This is a genomic window from Pseudomonas sp. 15C (assembly GCF_055484735.1).
Genome location: NZ_JBUDGD010000004.1, coordinates 91,336 through 108,697, shown reverse-complemented (window position 1 = coordinate 108,697; position 17,362 = coordinate 91,336). Strand labels below are relative to the sequence as shown.

Annotated in this window: 14 protein-coding genes; 8 read left to right on the top strand and 6 right to left on the bottom strand. The window is 57.6% G+C overall.

What is annotated here, in order from left to right; genetic code table 11:
* Positions 1-4 precede the first annotated feature (4 nt).
* Both gmhB and ACYYKW_RS04185 read left to right on the top strand, forming a co-directional pair.
* Positions 5-544: a D-glycero-beta-D-manno-heptose 1,7-bisphosphate 7-phosphatase gene (gene gmhB, locus ACYYKW_RS04190; RefSeq protein ID WP_203420139.1), complete on the top strand. Its 540-nt coding sequence runs from the start codon at positions 5-7 to the stop codon at positions 542-544.
* 82 nt (positions 545-626) lie between these two features.
* Positions 627-1,406 (top strand): lysophospholipid acyltransferase family protein, encoded by a 780-nt coding sequence (locus ACYYKW_RS04185; RefSeq protein WP_336356600.1) that lies wholly within the window; start codon positions 627-629, stop codon positions 1,404-1,406.
* A 167-nt stretch (positions 1,407-1,573) separates the two neighbouring features.
* On the opposite strand, the gene ACYYKW_RS04180 is transcribed toward ACYYKW_RS04185, so the two are convergent.
* Entirely contained in the window at positions 1,574-3,106 is a 1,533-nt protein-coding gene (locus ACYYKW_RS04180) for a sensor histidine kinase (protein ID WP_336356599.1), read from the bottom strand.
* 158 nt (positions 3,107-3,264) lie between these two features.
* Here ACYYKW_RS04180 and ACYYKW_RS04175 point away from each other — a divergent pair, with 158 nt between their 5' ends.
* On the top strand, positions 3,265-3,984 hold the full coding sequence (locus ACYYKW_RS04175) for a response regulator transcription factor (protein ID WP_090287851.1): 720 nt from the start codon (positions 3,265-3,267) through the stop codon (positions 3,982-3,984).
* An 83-nt stretch (positions 3,985-4,067) separates the two neighbouring features.
* Here ACYYKW_RS04175 and gyrB read toward each other — a convergent pair whose 3' ends face one another.
* From gyrB to dnaA, 4 genes are read right to left on the bottom strand one after another with little or no spacing between them, the layout of a single operon-like run.
* The gene (gene gyrB / locus ACYYKW_RS04170; RefSeq protein ID WP_464989485.1) at positions 4,068-6,485 is read right to left on the bottom strand and encodes a DNA topoisomerase (ATP-hydrolyzing) subunit B; all 2,418 of its coding nucleotides are present in this window, start codon (positions 6,483-6,485) and stop codon (positions 4,068-4,070) included.
* 5 nt (positions 6,486-6,490) lie between these two features.
* On the bottom strand, positions 6,491-7,594 hold the full coding sequence (recF, locus tag ACYYKW_RS04165; protein WP_016772389.1) for a DNA replication/repair protein RecF: 1,104 nt from the start codon (positions 7,592-7,594) through the stop codon (positions 6,491-6,493).
* A gap of 14 nt (positions 7,595-7,608) precedes the next feature.
* A complete protein-coding gene (gene dnaN / locus ACYYKW_RS04160; RefSeq protein WP_090287849.1) occupies positions 7,609-8,712 on the bottom strand; it encodes a DNA polymerase III subunit beta in 1,104 nt (367 codons plus the stop codon).
* 39 nt (positions 8,713-8,751) lie between these two features.
* Complete coding sequence (gene dnaA / locus ACYYKW_RS04155; RefSeq protein ID WP_093096459.1) at positions 8,752-10,275, bottom strand: chromosomal replication initiator protein DnaA; 1,524 nt, start codon at positions 10,273-10,275, stop codon at positions 8,752-8,754.
* 566 nt (positions 10,276-10,841) lie between these two features.
* On the opposite strand from dnaA, the gene rpmH reads away from it, so the two are divergent.
* The 5 genes from rpmH (at position 10,842) to mnmE (ending at position 14,769) form a co-directional block, all read left to right on the top strand.
* The gene (rpmH, locus tag ACYYKW_RS04150; RefSeq protein WP_003213577.1) at positions 10,842-10,976 is read left to right on the top strand and encodes a 50S ribosomal protein L34; all 135 of its coding nucleotides are present in this window, start codon (positions 10,842-10,844) and stop codon (positions 10,974-10,976) included.
* A 16-nt stretch (positions 10,977-10,992) separates the two neighbouring features.
* Positions 10,993-11,394, top strand: coding sequence for a ribonuclease P protein component (rnpA, locus tag ACYYKW_RS04145; RefSeq protein ID WP_197677837.1), 402 nt, complete (start codon positions 10,993-10,995; stop codon positions 11,392-11,394).
* Complete coding sequence (yidD, locus tag ACYYKW_RS04140) at positions 11,387-11,632, top strand: membrane protein insertion efficiency factor YidD (protein WP_010465488.1); 246 nt, start codon at positions 11,387-11,389, stop codon at positions 11,630-11,632. Before rnpA ends, yidD begins: the two co-directional genes overlap by 8 nt.
* 2 nt (positions 11,633-11,634) lie before the next feature.
* A complete protein-coding gene (gene yidC, locus ACYYKW_RS04135) occupies positions 11,635-13,317 on the top strand; it encodes a membrane protein insertase YidC (protein WP_093096467.1) in 1,683 nt (560 codons plus the stop codon).
* A gap of 81 nt (positions 13,318-13,398) precedes the next feature.
* Positions 13,399-14,769, top strand: a complete 1,371-nt coding sequence (gene mnmE / locus ACYYKW_RS04130) for a tRNA uridine-5-carboxymethylaminomethyl(34) synthesis GTPase MnmE (protein ID WP_336356597.1) — start codon at positions 13,399-13,401, stop codon at positions 14,767-14,769.
* Between the two features lie 40 nt (positions 14,770-14,809).
* Here mnmE and ACYYKW_RS04125 read toward each other — a convergent pair whose 3' ends face one another.
* Positions 14,810-17,245 (bottom strand): TonB-dependent siderophore receptor, encoded by a 2,436-nt coding sequence (locus tag ACYYKW_RS04125; protein ID WP_464989484.1) that lies wholly within the window; start codon positions 17,243-17,245, stop codon positions 14,810-14,812.
* Positions 17,246-17,362 lie beyond the last annotated feature (117 nt).

The window sequence follows — 17,362 nt, the reverse complement described above, 5'->3', positions numbered from 1 at the left end:
GGGCTTGTTGTTGAAACTGCTGATTCTCGATCGGGACGGGGTGATCAATTACGACTCCGACGCTTACATCAAATCGGTGCAAGAGTGGATTCCGATCCCCGGTTCGATCGAAGCGATTGCGCAGTTGAGCAAGGCCGGCTGGACGGTGGCAGTGGCCACCAACCAGTCGGGCATTGCTCGCGGCTATTACGACCTCGCCACCCTCGACGCCATGCACGCGCGTTTGCGCGGGTTGGTGGCGGAGCAGGGCGGTGAAGTCGGGCTGATTGTGTATTGTCCGCATGGACCGGACGAAGGTTGCGATTGCCGCAAACCGAAACCGGGCATGCTGAAAACCATCGCCGCGCATTACCAGGTGTCGTTGACCAACGTCTGGTTCGTCGGCGACAGCCTTGGTGACCTGGAGGCCGCCAAAGCCGTCGATTCACAGCCAGTTTTGGTGAAGACCGGGAAAGGCGCAAAGACTCAGGGCAAAACCCTGCCGGTGGGCACTTTGATTTTCGACGATCTGGCGGCGATTGCCGCAGAACTTATCCACAACTAGAGTACTTCTGAATTCCTGACCAGGGATTGATCGGGGGTGCGCTTGAACAGACGGGCATTGTCCCGTAACGGTAAACGTCACTATGTCGATACTGCGGGCCATCAGGATTTTTCTCTTTTACCTGCTGCTGGGCACCACCTCCCTGCTGTGGTGCAGCTTGAGTTTTTTTATCGCGCCGTTTTTGTCGTTCAAGGCGCGCTATCGTTTCATCAATGTGTTCTGGTGCCGTTGCGCCTTGTGGTTGACCAAGGTCTTCCTCGGTATCCGCTACGAGATCAAAGGCGCGGAAAACGTGCCTGACCGGCCCTGCGTGATTCAATCCAACCACCAGAGCACCTGGGAGACGTTCTTTCTCTCCGCCTATTTCTCGCCCTTGAGCCAAGTGCTCAAGCGCGAATTGCTGTACGTGCCGTTTTTCGGCTGGGCCATGGCCATGCTGCGACCGATCGCGATCGATCGCGACAACCCGAAAGCCGCCCTCAAGCAAGTCGCGGCCAAGGGCGATGAGCTGCTCAAGGACAACGTCTGGGTGCTGATCTTTCCGGAAGGCACTCGGGTACCTTTCGGCACCATCGGCAAATTCTCCCGCAGCGGCAGTGCGTTGGCGGTAAATGCGGCGCTTCCGGTGCTACCGATTGCACACAATGCCGGCAAATTCTGGCCGAAAGTCGGTTGGGGCAAAAAGTCTGGCGTCATTACCGTAGTCATCGGTGAGCCTATGTACGCTGAGGGCACTGGTCCCCGAGCGATTGCCGAGCTGAACGACCGGGTCCAGGCCTGGAATGAAAAGATGCAGCAGGAAATGGGCTCGCTGCCACCAGCGCCGCAAGCGCCGGTTGCCAATGAGCAAGTGCCTGCCTGACATTTTGTGGATAACCTGTGTACGGATTGTTCTAAATTGCCATCGGATTCGATGCAACTGATTGATTTAAAACTGGTTTTTTTAAGACCCTGTAATCTGGCAAACCGTGCATAAGTTTATTTTCGATGTAAAAAAACCGGCTGATATAGCCGGTTTTTTGTACCTGTTCATTCGGCAATCAACGGTAGCTGCAGCATGAACGTCGTGCCTCGGTCGACCTCGCTGCGACATTCAATGCTGCCACCGTGATGATCGATCACCGCTTTGACCATTGACAGGCCCAGCCCTATGCCGTCAATGCCCTGCGCTGAGGAAAAGCGCCGGTATTGGCTAAACAGCTCCGGCAACTCGTGCTCGGCGATACCCTTGCCCTGATCGATCAGTTCGCAACGCAGCCACTGCTCGTGACAGCTCACCCGCAACTGAACCGTAGAGCCAGCCGGGCTGTATTTGATCGCGTTTTCCAACAGATTGAACAACGCGCGGGTCAGCAAGCCCTGGTCGGCCATGACGAGGCGCTCCTGAGTTTGCTCATCCATGGCATGCCGCAGTTCGATACGTTTTTGCTGAGCGATGGGCAGCGCTTGATCGAGCACATCCAGCACCAGCATTGCGAACAGGCTTGGCTGAAACTGGTAGGCCTCGGACTCCGCCCGGGCCAACAGGACAAAGCCGTCCGTCAGGTCCAGTGCACGGCGGACCTGACGTTCGATCTGGTCAAACAAAGGCGAATCAGCGCCAGCCTGATGGCGATGCACATCCAGCAGCGCAAGGATGGCCGAGTGGGGCGCGCGCAAATCGTGGGACAAGAAGCGCAGCAACACACTGCGTTGTTCTTCGGCAGCGCGTTCGGCGCTGAGGTCGGTGAGGCTGAGCAGCCAACCGATGGGCGTATCGCCATCGGCGGTCAGCAATGCCGCACGGTCCAGACGCAGGCTGCGCTCCTTGTGGTCGCGAAATTCCAGCAGCGGCATAGCTGACAATGGCGGGCGTGGCGTTGGGGATAACTCCGGATAGCCCAGGCTGGCTAGCTGATCGAGCACATCATTGCCCACGAGATCGTTATCGAAGAGTTCGCGTGCTTTGCGGTTGCCCAACAGAATCTGGCCCTTGGGGTCGCTGATCAACGTGGCGACGGGCAGGTATTCCAAGCCATCGGCAATGAATCTGCGCGTATCGCGGGTGCGGCTCATGGCTTGTTCCAGCGCCATGATCTGGCCCTGCAAGCGATCGGCACCGGTGAACTGCGAACGCCGACGCTCCGGAAACACCTTTGGCTCGCTGTCCAGGCGCGCCAGTTCCCAACCGAAATAGGTCAGCACCACACTCAGGCGGCGCCAGTTCCAGATCAGATAACCGAACAACATGCCCAGCACCGCCGGCGTCGGCGACCACCAGTGTTGCGCCTGCGCCAGACCGGCACTGATCAACAGTGCGCAGGCCATGCCCATCAGGGAAATCCACAGCGCCCAGCGTGGACGCCATAACAATAGACTGAGAACGGCGGCCACCAGCCCAACCGATAACGACGCCCCCGTCGTCGGCGAGATACCCTGCAAACTGGTCTGCGCGCGATAGGACAGCACCGCAGTCAGCGGTAACAGCACCAGGCTTATCCACAGCCATTCGCGCACCAACTGGCGAAACAGTCGTTGCACTTGGCTGGGCACTCGACTTTCGAGTCGACGATTATTGTTCATGGGAATAGGGCAGGGTGAATGGTTTCATGGGCCACTGGTCTGGGACGTAGATCCGAAGAATCATAGCGGACGTCGACCGACGAGGGCCGCTTACTTTCATCGCACAGGCCAAGCGACTACAGTTGCCCCAACTGCCCAAGCGACAAGGAACCCTGCGTATGCGTGTTGCGATACTGGATGACGAACCCGCCGAACTGCGCAGGGTCGAGCAAACCCTGCAACAGATGGCCGAGGCTGGCGAACAACCTTGGGCGCTGCACAGCTTCGAGCGCGGTGAAGACCTGTTGCGCCAACTGCGCCGGGAAACCTTCGACCTGCTGATCCTCGACTGGCAATTGCCCGACCTCACCGGCCTGGCGCTGCTGCGCTGGACCCGCGAACACATGGAGGCGCCACCGGCGGCGATCATGCTGACCAGCCGCGACGGTGAGAGCGATATCGTCCAGGCGTTGAACGCGGGCGCAGATGATTATGTGAGCAAGCCGTTTCGACCCAATGAACTGAAGGCGCGAGTCGCTGCGGTACTGCGCCGACATAGCCAGCAACGCGCGGCTGCCAACGAAGTGCTGAGCTTCAATGACCTGACGTTTGATGATGCCGAACTGACTGTCACGCGTGAGGGGAAGCCTATCGTCATGACCGAGCGCGAGTACCGGCTCGCCCGGTGCCTGTTCAGCAATCTGGGGCGGCCGCTGTCGCGCGACTATCTGTATGAGCGTTTCTGGCCGCATGAGGAAATTGCATCGTCAAGACCGCTGGACACGCATATCTATCGTCTAAGGAACAAGCTTGGGCTGACGGCAGATCGAGGTTGGCAGTTGTTGACGATTTATGGGTACGGATATCGGTTGGAGAGTGTCGCATCTGTTGTCGAGTGAACCGGGGCGAGCAGAATCACCAGGCACCGGAAATAAAAAGGCCAACGCAATGCGTTGGCCGTTTTCGTTGACGACAACCTGGATTAGAAATCCAGGTTCGAAACCGCCAGCGCATTGCTCTCGATGAAGTCTCGGCGAGGTTCAACCGCATCACCCATCAGGGTGTTGAAGATCTGGTCTGCGCCGATAGCGTCTTCGATAGTGACTTTCAGCATGCGGCGCACGCTTGGGTCCATGGTGGTTTCCCACAGCTGATCCGGGTTCATTTCGCCCAGCCCTTTGTATCGCTGGATGGTGTGGCGCTTGGTGCTTTCGGCCATCAGCCAGTCGAGGGCTTCCTTGAACTCGGTGACGGCTTTCTTGCGTTCGCCGCGCTGGATGTACGCGCCCTCGTCGAGCAGGGTGCTCAGCTGAGCGCCGAGGGTTACGACGGTCTTGTAGTCGTTGCTGCCGAAGAAGTCGCGGTTGAACGTGACGTAGTTCGACAGGCCGTGGGAGATCAGTTCGACCTCTGGCAGCCAGACACCACGTTCGCGGTCTTCGCGCAGACTGGCCTTGTAGACCAGGCCGGACTTCTCATTGGTGCGCAGACGAACTTCGTACTGAGCCAGCCAATCTTGCATCGCTGCATGGTCACCCAACGTGTCCAGGCTCACCGCAGGCAGGTAGATGAAGTGCTCGGTCAGTTCCTGTGGGTACAGGCGCGACAGACGCTTGAGGGTCTTCATCACCATGCGGAAGTCATTCACCAGACGCTCGAGCGCTTCGCCGGAAATGCCCGGTGCGTCTTCGTTCAGGTGCAGGCTCGCATCTTCCAGGGCCGACTGCGTCATGTACTCTTCCATGGCGTCGTCGTCTTTGATGTATTGCTCTTGCTTGCCTTTCTTGACCTTGTACAGCGGTGGCTGGGCGATGTAGATGTAGCCCCGCTCGATCAGTTCCGGCAACTGACGGAAGAAGAAGGTCAGCAGCAGGGTACGGATGTGCGAACCGTCGACGTCAGCATCGGTCATGATGATGATGTTGTGATAACGCAACTTGTCGATGTTGTACTCGTCGCGGCCGATGCCGCAGCCCAGCGCGGTGATCAGCGTGCCCACTTCCTGGGACGAGATCATCTTGTCGAAGCGTGCTTTTTCGACGTTGAGGATCTTGCCCTTCAACGGCAGGATCGCCTGGGTCTTGCGGTTACGTCCCTGCTTGGCAGAGCCGCCCGCGGAGTCACCTTCCACCAGGTACAGTTCGGACAGCGCCGGGTCTTTCTCCTGGCAGTCAGCGAGTTTGCCCGGCAGGCCGGCAATGTCCAGCGCGCCTTTACGGCGGGTCATTTCACGAGCCTTGCGTGCCGCTTCACGGGCACGGGCAGCGTCGATCATCTTGCCGACGACCAGTTTGGCTTCGTTCGGGTTTTCCAGAAGGAAATCGGAGAAGTACTTGCCCATCTCCTGCTCGACGGCGGTCTTCACTTCGGAAGACACCAGCTTGTCTTTGGTCTGCGAGCTGAACTTCGGATCCGGTACTTTCACCGAGATGATCGCAGTCAGGCCTTCACGGGCATCATCGCCAGTGGTGGCGACTTTGTGTTTCTTCGCCAGGCCTTCCTGTTCGATGTAGTTGTTCAGGTTACGCGTCAGCGCCGAACGGAAGCCCACCAGGTGAGTACCGCCATCGCGTTGCGGAATGTTGTTGGTGAAGCACAACAGGTTCTCGTTGAAGCTGTCGTTCCACTGCAGCGCAACTTCCACGCCGATGCCGTCTTCGCGCTGGATATTGAAGTGGAACACCTGATTGACCGCGGTCTTGTTGGTGTTCAGGTATTCAACGAACGCGCGCAGGCCGCCTTCGTATTTGAAAAGCTCTTCCTTGCCGCTGCGCTCATCCTTGAGGACGATGCCGACACCGGAGTTGAGGAAGGACAGTTCACGAATCCGCTTGGCGAGAATATCCCAGCTGAAGTGAATGTTCTTGAAGGTTTCGCTGGAAGCCTTGAAGTGGATCTGGGTGCCGGTGGTTTCGCTGTCGCCAACGATAGCCATCGGAGCCTGAGGTACGCCGTGGACGTAGGTCTGTTCCCAGATCTTGCCACTGCGGCGAACGGTCAGTACCAGCTCTTCGGACAGTGCGTTCACTACCGATACACCGACACCGTGCAGACCGCCGGATACCTTGTAGGAGTTATCGTCGAATTTACCACCTGCGTGGAGGACGGTCATGATGACCTCGGCGGCGGAAACGCCTTCCTCTTTATGCACGTCTACCGGGATGCCACGACCGTTGTCTTTTACGGTGATGGATTCATCCGGGTGAATGATGATGCTGATGTCGTCGCAATGGCCGGCGAGGGCTTCGTCGATCGAGTTGTCGACCACCTCGAACACCATGTGGTGCAGACCGCTGCCATCGTCGGTGTCACCAATGTACATACCGGGACGTTTGCGCACGGCATCCAGGCCTTTCAGCACTTTAATGCTCGATGAGTCGTACGTATTTTCTTCGCTCAATGCCTTCACTCCCGATGGTCGTGGGTCTGGGTGATACGGCCCTGTTCCACGTGGAACAAAGCGACTGGCGTTTCCGTCTGCCAGCCTTCCCTCAATAATTCGTGATCTACACAGGTGATGAACACCTGGCAGCGTAAGTCTTCCAGCAAGCGGCACAGCGCGCGGCGATGGCTCTCGTCCAGCTCGGACGGCAAGTCATCCACCAGATAAATACACTGACCGCGGCGGGCCTGGCTGACCAGGTGCCCTTGGGCAATCCGCAGTGCACAGACCACCAACTTCTGCTGACCCCGAGACAATATGTCCGCGGCATTGTGTGCGCCCAATCTAAGACGCAAATCAGCCCGTTGCGGTCCGGCCTGGGTATGCCCCATCTGCTGGTCCCGTTGCACGGAACCGGCAAGTACGGCGCTCAACTCCCGGTCTTTATCCCAGCCTCGGTAATAGCTGAGCGTCAAACCCTCGAGCTCAACCAGTTCGCTCAAGGTCTGTTCGAAGACCGGTTTCAAGGCTGTGATATAAGCGCGGCGGTATTCATCGATTTCAGCGCTGGCCTGGCACAGTTCCCTGTCCCAAACCGCTTGCGAAACGGCGTCAAGTGTACCATGCCGCAGCCAGGAGTTTCTCTGGCGCAAGGCCTTCTGCAAACGCTGCCACGTCGCCATGAACCGCGGTTCGACGTGGAACACGCCCCAGTCGAGAAACTGCCGGCGAATCTTCGGCGCGCCTTCGAGCAGGCGGAAGCTGTCGGGGTTGATCAACTGCAGCGGCAGGATTTCCGCCAGTTGCGCAGCGCTACGGGCGTTCTGCCCATCGATACGAATCTGGAACTCGCCTTGGCGATCACGAGAAATCCCCAGCGCACTGTGTCCGCCCTCGGCCAATTCAACCTGACCGAATACCGTACAGGCGAGTTGCTCGTACTGGATGACCGGCAACAAGCGCGTGCTACGAAACGAACGGGCAAGCCCGAGCAGATGAATGGCTTCCAGAACACTGGTTTTGCCGCTGCCGTTGGCGCCGTAAAGAATGTTGATGCGGGGAGAGGGGGAGAAGGTCACCGGGTGCAGATTGCGCACCGCGGTGACCGAAACACGACTTAACGACATTCAGAGTTAGCTGATTACAGACGCATCGGCATGACAACGTAAGCCGAGTCGTCATTGTCGGACTCTTGCACCAGCGCACTGCTGTTGGAGTCGGACAGGATCAGGCGAACCTGCTCGGTGGTCATCACGCCCAATACGTCAAGCAGGTAGCTGACGTTGAAGCCGATTTCCAGCGCGCCGCCGTTGTATTCAACGCCCACTTCTTCTTCCGCTTCTTCCTGTTCCGGGTTGTTGGCCTGGATCTTCAACTGCCCGCTGGCCAGTTGCAGACGGATGCCGCGGTACTTCTCGTTGGACAGAATCGCGGTACGGCTGAATGCTTCACGCAGGGCCTGGCGATCGCCCAGCACCAGCTTGTCGCCACCTTTGGGCAACACACGCTCGTAATCCGGGAATTTGCCGTCGACCAGTTTCGAAGTGAAGGTGAATTCGCCGGTGGTAGCGCGGATATGGTGCTGACCGAGAACAATGCTGACATTGCCGTCCGGCTCGGTGAGCAGACGTGCCAGTTCAAGGATACCTTTGCGCGGGACGATCACCTGATGACGATCCGGCTGACCGATATCGGCCTGCATCGAGCACATGGCCAGACGGTGACCGTCGGTTGCCACCGCGCGGATGATGCCAGCAGAAACTTCCAGCAGCATGCCGTTGAGGTAGTAGCGCACGTCCTGCTGGGCCATGGCGAAGCTGGTGCGTTCGATCAGACGACGCAGTTTGCTTTGTTCAAGGCTGCAGGTCAGCGAGCCCGGACCTTCTTCAACGGTCGGGAAATCGTTGGCTGGCAGGGTCGACAGGGTGAAACGGCTACGGCCGGCCTTGACCACCAGTTTCTGCTCGTCGACCTTGATGTCGATCAGCGCATCGTTGGGCAGGCTTTTGCAGATGTCCATCAGCTTGCGCGCAGGCACGGTGATGGAACCTGTTTCGGCCGGCTCCTCAAGTTGCACACGACCGACCAGCTCGACCTCAAGGTCGGTACCGGTCAGCGACAGTTGCTGGCCCTCGACAACCAACAGCACGTTGGAGAGTACCGGCAAGGTCTGTCGGCGCTCGACGACGCCTGCGACCAGTTGCAGGGGTTTCAACAGGGCTTCGCGTTGAATGGTGAAATGCATGGTCTAGTCCCTTGCCTTAATAAGCTGCGCTGGTGTTCATCAAGTGGTCAGTGTACGCAGCAGGTTCTTGTAGTCCTCGCGGATGTCCGCGTCGGATTCCTTAAGTTCGTTGATCTTGCGGCAGGCGTGCAACACGGTCGTATGGTCGCGGCCGCCAAACACATCGCCGATTTCCGGCAAGCTGTGGTTGGTCAGTTCCTTGGACAACGCCATGGCCACCTGACGCGGGCGCGCTACCGAGCGCGAACGGCGCTTGGACAGCAGATCGGAAATCTTGATCTTGTAGTACTCGGCGACCGTGCGCTGAATGTTATCCACAGAAACCAGCTTGTCCTGCAACGCCAGCAGGTCCTTCAGCGATTCGCGAATCAGCTCGATGGTGATGTCGCGGCCCATGAAGTGCGAGTGGGCGATTACGCGTTTCAGCGCGCCTTCCAGCTCACGGACGTTGGAGCGAATACGCTGGGCGATGAAGAACGCCGCGTCATGCGGCAACTCGACTTTGGCCTGGTCAGCCTTCTTCATCAAGATGGCCACGCGGGTTTCCAGCTCCGGCGGCTCGACGGCGACCGTCAGGCCCCAGCCGAAACGCGACTTGAGACGCTCTTCAAGCCCTTCGATCTCTTTCGGGTAGCGGTCACTGGTGAGAATGACCTGCTGGCCACCTTCAAGCAGGGCGTTGAAGGTGTGGAAGAATTCTTCCTGCGAGCGCTCTTTGCGGGCGAAGAACTGAATGTCATCGATCAGCAATGCATCCACCGATCGGTAGAAACGCTTGAACTCGTTGATGGCGTTCAACTGCAGCGCCTTGACCATATCGGCCACGAAACGCTCGGAATGCAGGTAAACGACCTTGGCATTCGGGTTCTTCTTTAATAGATGGTTACCCACCGCGTGCATCAAGTGGGTTTTACCCAGACCGACGCCACCATAAAGGAAGAGCGGGTTATAGCCATGCTTGGGGTTGTCCGCGACCTGCCACGCCGCCGCACGGGCGAGCTGGTTGGATTTACCTTCGACGAAGTTTTCAAAGGTGAAGGTGCGGTTCAGATAGCTGGTGTGCTTGAGCGCACCTTCGACCTGCACGGTGCGCTGTTCGGCGCGAACCGGGGCTTGTTGCGACGCAGCACCGGCCATCGGGTCAAAGCTGTCGCGAGACGGCTCTTCACTGATTTCCTCGGTTTTCTGCGTTGCACGCTTGGTCGACGCACGCGCCGGAGCAGGGGCCGGCGCGTTGGCAGGCGCTGCATTCGCCTGTGCCTGAGAAACCTGCGCCGCAGCCAGCGGTGCATTCGGGGCGGCACGCGGCGCCGAGCTGCGTTTGCTGCCTATTAACAAGGACAGCGCTGGCGCCATGCCATTGCCATGCTCATCCAGCAGTTCCATGACCCGGCCCAGGTACTTTTCATTGACCCAGTCCAGCACGAAACGGTTCGGTGCGTAGACGCGCAACTCGTCGCCTTCGGCTTCGACCTGTAGTGGACGGATCCAGGTGTTGAATTGTTGGGCAGGCAGCTCCTCGCGCAAAAGCTCCACGCACTGCTGCCAAAGTTCCACTGACACGGATATCCCCTAAGTTGAAAGCCGGTGAGGCAAAAACAAGCGGCCATTGTAGCGGCGAGCCGTCCACTTATCCACACGCAGGTTGCCCGGCATTCATCAATTGTCAGCAGTCTGGATCGATAAAAGGCGACCAACGGTTAGTGAATAAGCTCTGTGGATAACCGCCCTTGAGGGCACTGGACAACTGGGGGTTGAACTCGGTGGATAACGCGCCTGTGGATAACCAACCATTCCACACACAGGTTATCCGACAGCGCAGCACAGGCTGAACACGGTTTTCCACTGTAGTTGTCATTCTCTGTACACCAGGTAAATAAAGGTGCCCTGCCACTTATCCACAGAGGAGGCATCGCCTAGCTTTAACAAGCTTTACAGAAAAGCTTTAAATAATTCCCTTCTTTATTTTTATGTCTGGCGGACAGTCTTTCAGACGGAAACCTCCGGGAGATCTATTTATAAGGAAACGCTGGTTGGAAATTGACCTGAAGGCTTGCTTTCTCTAGAATCCCCGGTCTCTTAAAACGGGGGCCATTCCGGCCCGTTGTGGACGAACCAGGTAACACGACATGAAACGTACTTTCCAACCAAGCACTATCAAACGCGCTCGTACCCACGGTTTCCGTGCTCGCATGGCTACCAAGAACGGCCGCGCAGTCCTGTCGCGTCGTCGCGCCAAAGGTCGTGCGCGTCTGGCAGTTTGATAATCCGGTACTGGAGGTGAGTCAGGACTTCAGTCGGGAAAAGCGTCTGCTTACCCCCCGGCATTTCAAGGCAGTCTTTGACTCCCCTACCGGCAAGGTTCCGGGGAAAAATCTCCTGCTCCTTGCACGCGACAACGATCTCGATCACCCCCGTCTCGGGCTGGTTATCGGGAAAAAGAGCGTCAAGCTCTCCGTTGAGCGCAATCGCCTCAAACGTTTGATGCGCGAATCGTTCCGTCTGCACCAGGATTCACTGGTCGGCTGGGACATCGTTATCGTCGCGCGCAAAGGTCTGGGCGATGTAGAAAACCCCGAATTGATTCAGCATTTCGGCAAACTCTGGAAGCGTCTGGCTCGTAACAAGCCGGTTCCGGCAGTCAAAACCGAAACTGTAGGGGTAGACAGTCCAGATGCGTAAACTGGCCCTCGTTCCGATCCAGTTTTATCGCTATGCCATTAGTCCTTTGATGGCCAGCCACTGTCGTTTCTACCCCAGTTGTTCCTGCTACGCGTATGAAGCCATTGAAAATCATGGCCTTCTGCGCGGTGGCTGGCTGACCTTTCGTCGTTTAGGTCGCTGTCATCCGTGGAATCCCGGTGGTTATGACCCGGTTCCGCCTATCCCTACCTCCCGTTCTTCTTCGATGGCCGAGTAATCATGGATATCAAACGCACGATCCTGATCGTCGCCCTGGCAATCGTGTCCTACGTTATGGTTCTTAAATGGAACCAGGACTATGGCCAGGCTGCCCTGCCGACTCAGAATGTTGCTTCCAGTACGACTACATCCGGTTTGCCGGACACCGCCACTGGCACCAATGCTGCCGCCAGTGACGATATTCCGCGTGCCGCCAGCGATACCAGCGCACCTGCCGAAACACCGGTAGCCGCCAGCAAGGATCTGATCCAGATCAAAACCGACGTGCTCGATCTCGCGATCGATCCACAAGGTGGCGATGTTGCCCAACTGACCTTGCCTCTGTATCCGCGTCGTCAGGATCGTCCTGATGTGCCGTTCCAGCTGTTCGATAACGGCGGCGAACGTGTTTATCTGGCCCAAAGCGGTCTGATCGGCACCAATGGCCCGGACGCAAATCCGGCCGGTCGTCCGGTCTACTCCTCGGAGAAGAAGACCTATCAACTGGCTGATGGTCAGGATCAACTCGTCGTTGACCTGAAATTCAGCAAGGATGGCGTCAACTACATCAAGCGTTTCACGCTGAAACGCGGCCTGTATGACGTAGCCGTTTCCTACATTGTGGATAACCAGAGCGCTCAGCCCTGGAATGGCGCGATGTTCGCTCAGCTGAAACGCGACGCAAGCGCGGACCCTTCGTCCACAACAGCGACTGGCACCGCGACTTACCTGGGCGCTGCCCTGTGGACAAGTTCGGAGCCGTACAAGAAAGTGTCCATGAAGGACATGGACAAGGCGCAGCTCAAAGAAACCGTCACCGGTGGCTGGGTAGCCTGGCTGCAACACTACTTCGTGACTGCGTGGATTCCGGCCAAGGGCGAAAACAACATCGTCCAGACCCGTAAAGACAGCAAAGGCAACTACATCATCGGTTACACCGGTCCTACTCTGACCGCTGCACCAGGTGCCAAGGTTGAAACCAGCGCAGTGCTGTACGCCGGTCCGAAAAGCCAGGCCGTGTTGAAAGAGTTGTCCCCTGGTCTGGAACTGACCGTCGACTACGGCATTCTGTGGTTCATTGCCCAGCCAATCTTCTGGCTGCTGCAACATATCCACGCGATTGTTGGCAACTGGGGCTGGTCGATCATCTTCCTGACCATGCTGATCAAAGGGATCTTCTTCCCGTTGTCGGCTGCCAGCTACAAATCGATGGCGCGTATGCGTGCCGTTGCGCCGAAACTGGCTGCGCTGAAAGAGCAACATGGCGACGACCGGCAGAAAATGTCGCAAGCCATGATGGAGCTGTACAAGAAAGAGAAGATCAATCCGCTGGGCGGCTGCTTGCCAATCCTCGTGCAGATGCCGGTTTTCCTTTCGCTGTACTGGGTTCTGCTGGAAAGCGTGGAGATGCGTCAAGCGCCGTTCATGCTGTGGATCACCGACCTGTCGATCAAGGATCCGTTCTTCATTCTGCCGATCATCATGGGCGCGACCATGTTCATCCAGCAGCAGCTGAACCCTACACCTCCGGATCCGATGCAGGCGAAGGTCATGAAAATGATGCCAATCATTTTCACCTTCTTCTTCCTGTGGTTCCCTGCTGGTCTGGTGCTGTACTGGGTTGTGAACAACTGCCTGTCGATTGCACAACAGTGGTACATCACGCGTAAGATCGAAGCGGCGACGAAAAAAGCCGAGGCGTAACTTGCACTGTGGATAACACCACTCAAAACGCCCCCTAGTGGGGCGTTTTGCTATCTGCCACTTTTGTCTGGATTCCGGTTTATGAGCACACCGCGTGAAACCATCGCCGCCGTCGCCACCGCACAAGGTCGCGGCGGTGTGGGCATCGTTCGTATTTCCGGGCCGTTGGCCAGCGTGGCGGCGAAAGCCATCAGCGGTCGCGAACTGAAACCACGTTTTGCCCATTACGGGCCGTTTTTCAGTGATGATCAGCAGGTGCTGGACGAAGGTCTGGCACTGTATTTCCCGGGGCCGAACTCATTTACCGGCGAAGACGTGCTGGAACTGCAGGGACACGGCGGCCCGGTCGTTCTCGACATGCTGCTCAAGCGTTGTCTGGAACTGGGTTGCCGCTTGGCGCGTCCAGGGGAATTCAGTGAGCGCGCGTTTCTCAACGACAAGCTCGATCTGGCCCAGGCCGAGGCGATTGCCGATCTGATCGAAGCCAGTTCTGCTCAAGCCGCACGTAATGCCCTGCGTTCATTGCAGGGAGCATTTTCCCAGCGTGTGCATAACCTGACTGAGCAACTGATCGGTCTGCGCATCTACGTCGAAGCCGCTATCGATTTCCCTGAAGAGGAAATCGACTTTCTCGCCGATGGCCATGTGTTGAGCATGCTCGATAAAGTGCGCAACGAGTTATCCACAGTACTGCGCGAGGCCGGACAAGGTGCACTGTTGCGTGATGGCATGACAGTCGTGATCGCCGGTCGACCCAATGCCGGCAAATCCAGCCTGTTGAATGCACTGGCCGGTCGGGAAGCCGCCATCGTCACCGAGATTGCTGGCACTACCCGGGATATCCTGCGCGAACATATCCACATCGATGGCATGCCGCTGCACGTTGTCGACACTGCCGGTCTGCGTGATACCGATGATCATGTGGAAAAGATCGGCGTCGAGCGGGCATTAAAGGCGATCGGTGAGGCTGATCGCGTGTTGTTGGTGGTTGATGCGACCGCACCGGAAGCGCAGGACCCGTTTGCCCTGTGGCCGGAATTCCTCGAAACCCGGCCGGATCCGGCCAAAGTCACCCTGATTCGCAATAAAGCCGACCTGACCGGGGAAGCAATTGCTCTGGAAACCAGTGAAGACGGCCATGTGACCATCAGTCTGAGTGCCAAATCTGCCGGTGACGGCCTGGATTTACTGCGTGACCATCTCAAAGCCTGCATGGGTTACGAGCAAACATCGGAAAGCAGTTTCAGTGCGCGACGTCGGCATCTCGAAGCCCTGCGCCATGCCAGCGCGGCATTGGAACACGGCCGTGCCCAGCTGACATTGGCGGGCGCCGGCGAATTGCTCGCCGAGGATTTGCGCCAGGCCCAGCATGCGTTGGGTGAAATCACCGGGGCGTTCAGCTCCGATGACTTGTTGGGACGGATCTTTTCCAGCTTCTGCATTGGTAAATAAAAAGGGCCTGTGGACAATTTATCCACAGGCCTTTTTGGTTTTACCAGTTGTAAGACACTGTACCGAGCATGGTGCGGTCTTCGCCCCAATAGCAGCGCCCGGCATCGTTGCAGCCCGATACATAGTCCTTGGCGAAAAGATTTTTCGCGTTGAGATCCACGCTCCAGTGGCTATCGATCTGATAACCGATCGCTGCATCGACCAGCGTGACATCGCCGGCATCCAGCTTGGCGTAGAGAGACGGCGAGGTGTAGGCGAACGCACTGTCGAAGTAACGCACGCCGCCCGCCACATACAAGCCTTTGAGATCGCCATCAAGGAAGCGGTATTTGGCCCAGACCGACGCCTGATTGCGCGGCACGCCTGTCATCTGCTGACCTTTGACCAGTGAGGTTGCTGCATCTTTGGTGATGCGCGCATCGGTGTAGGTGTAAGCAGCCGTAACATTGAGGTTTTGGGTCAGATTGCTGTTGAGCTCCAACTCGACACCTTTGGAACGGCTTTCGCCCACCTGGCGATAGCTCGACGTCGTCGAGTCGAAGTAGGTGTCGTCTTTTTTGCGCAGGTCATACACCGACGCGGTGAATGCGGTATCCCAGCCGATCGGCTCGTACTTCAGGCCCACTTCGTATTGGCTGCTGGTGATCGGATCGAGCGGTGTGCCGGCGTTGGAAATCTGCTGTACCGGCACGAACGAGGTGGAATAGCTGACATACGGCGTCATGCCGTTGTCGAACTGATACATCACCCCGCCCTGATAGGTGAACTTCTTGTCCTCGGAACTGGTGTTGCTGCCTGTGGCCACCTTGTCGCGGAAATCACTGTCGACCCAGTCCTGCCGGCCACCGAGCAAAAACAGCCAACGGTCGTACTTGCTCTGGATCTGTGCATAAACGCCTTTCATCTGTTGCTCGAGCAAGGTGTTTTGCACCGCAATCGGCGTGGTCGGGTCGCGCAGATAAACCGGGTTATACACATTGATCGGCCCGACGATGCCGGCGTTCCAGTCCTGATTGAACGAGGTGCGGTCGTAGCTGGCGCCGAACAGCATGGTGTTCTCCAGCCCCCCGACCTGGAATTTTCCTTCCAACTGGTTATCCAGCGAATAGACCATCGACTTGTTGAAGCGATCGTATGCGGTCATGTTCAATCGCGTGCCGTACCCGCCATTGTTCAGGTTGCCTGGCCAGGTTTCATGCCGAGTAATACGCGACTGCATATAGCGCGAGTTCTGGCGGAACTGCCAGTCATCGTTGAAGGAATGGCTGAACTCGTAACCGGTACTCCAGGTTTCCCGTTCGAAGGTATTCCAGTCCGGATCGCCGAGCATCGTGTCTTTGGGTAACCGGCCGTTGGGGTTGCTCAGCAATGTCCCGGCCGCCGGCAGGCCGAGTTCCATGTTGGTGTGATCCTTCTGGTAGTTGGCCAGCAGCGTCAGCGTGTTGAAATCGTCAAAGTTCAGGGTCAGCGAAGGAGCGATGTAGATTCGGTCATCCGGGACATGATCGGTCTGGGTGTCGGATTTGCGCCCAAGCATCACCACGCGCCCGAGAATGTTGCCGCTGTCGTTGAGCGGCCCCGACACGTCGACGCCGATCTGCCGGCGATTGTTCGAACCATAGCCCAGTTGCACTTCGCCTTGAGGCGCAGCGGTCGGGCGTTTACTGACCAGATTGACCAGACCGCCGGGGGCGTTTTCGCCATACAACAGCGACGACGGGCCGCGGAATACTTCGACCCGCTCCAGTCCGTAAGGCTCAGTGCTGGTGTCATACCGATTGCCCTGTACGCGCAGTCCATCACGCAGCAGACCGTAGCCGTAATCGGTGGCGTTGAAACCGCGAATGAAAAACAGGTCTCCCGCCAGACTGTCGCCTGCCGCAAACGGCGGGGCAAAGATTCCGGGTACGTAGCCAAGCACTTCGGTGAGTGTCTGAGATTTCTGATCTTTCATGCGCTGGGCGGTGACGACAGACACAGAGCGCGGCGTTTCCGACAGCGGCGTACTGGTTTTCGTACCGATCCGGCTGTTCTGCGCCTTGTAGCCGACGTCAGCGGCGTAATCCAGGTCCATCGGGTTGGCCAACTGAGCGTTGATGTTGGTCGGGGCCAGTTCCAGCGAATCAGCGCTTGGCAACGCTTGCAGAATGTAGCTGCCCGGTACCTGCGGCACGGCTTGCAGTCCGGAGCCTTGCAGCAGTTGGGCAAAACCCTGTTCGATGCTGAAACTGCCGTTCAGCCCGGCACTGGACAAGCGCTGCGTCTGTTGCGGCGAGAAGGACAAAATCACATTCGCAGCGGAGGCGAACTGGCTGAGGGCTTTATCCAGCGGGCCTGCGGCAATGACATAACGCTGAGTGCTGCTCGCCGCGGAGGCGCCAGCGGGCATCACCAGACAAGACGCGGCACTGGTCATCAATAGGCTGTAAGCAAGATAGTGGCAGGAGAAGCGCTGACGATACGTAGGAAGACGCATGTGTGGATAAGCCCTGAAGGTGGCAACGAGCCGCGTTGATCGCGATTACCTGTAGGGCCGGTTCAGGGCAAAAAAAGATAACCCCGGTGTCGATTTATTTTTCCCAAGGTCTGGTGT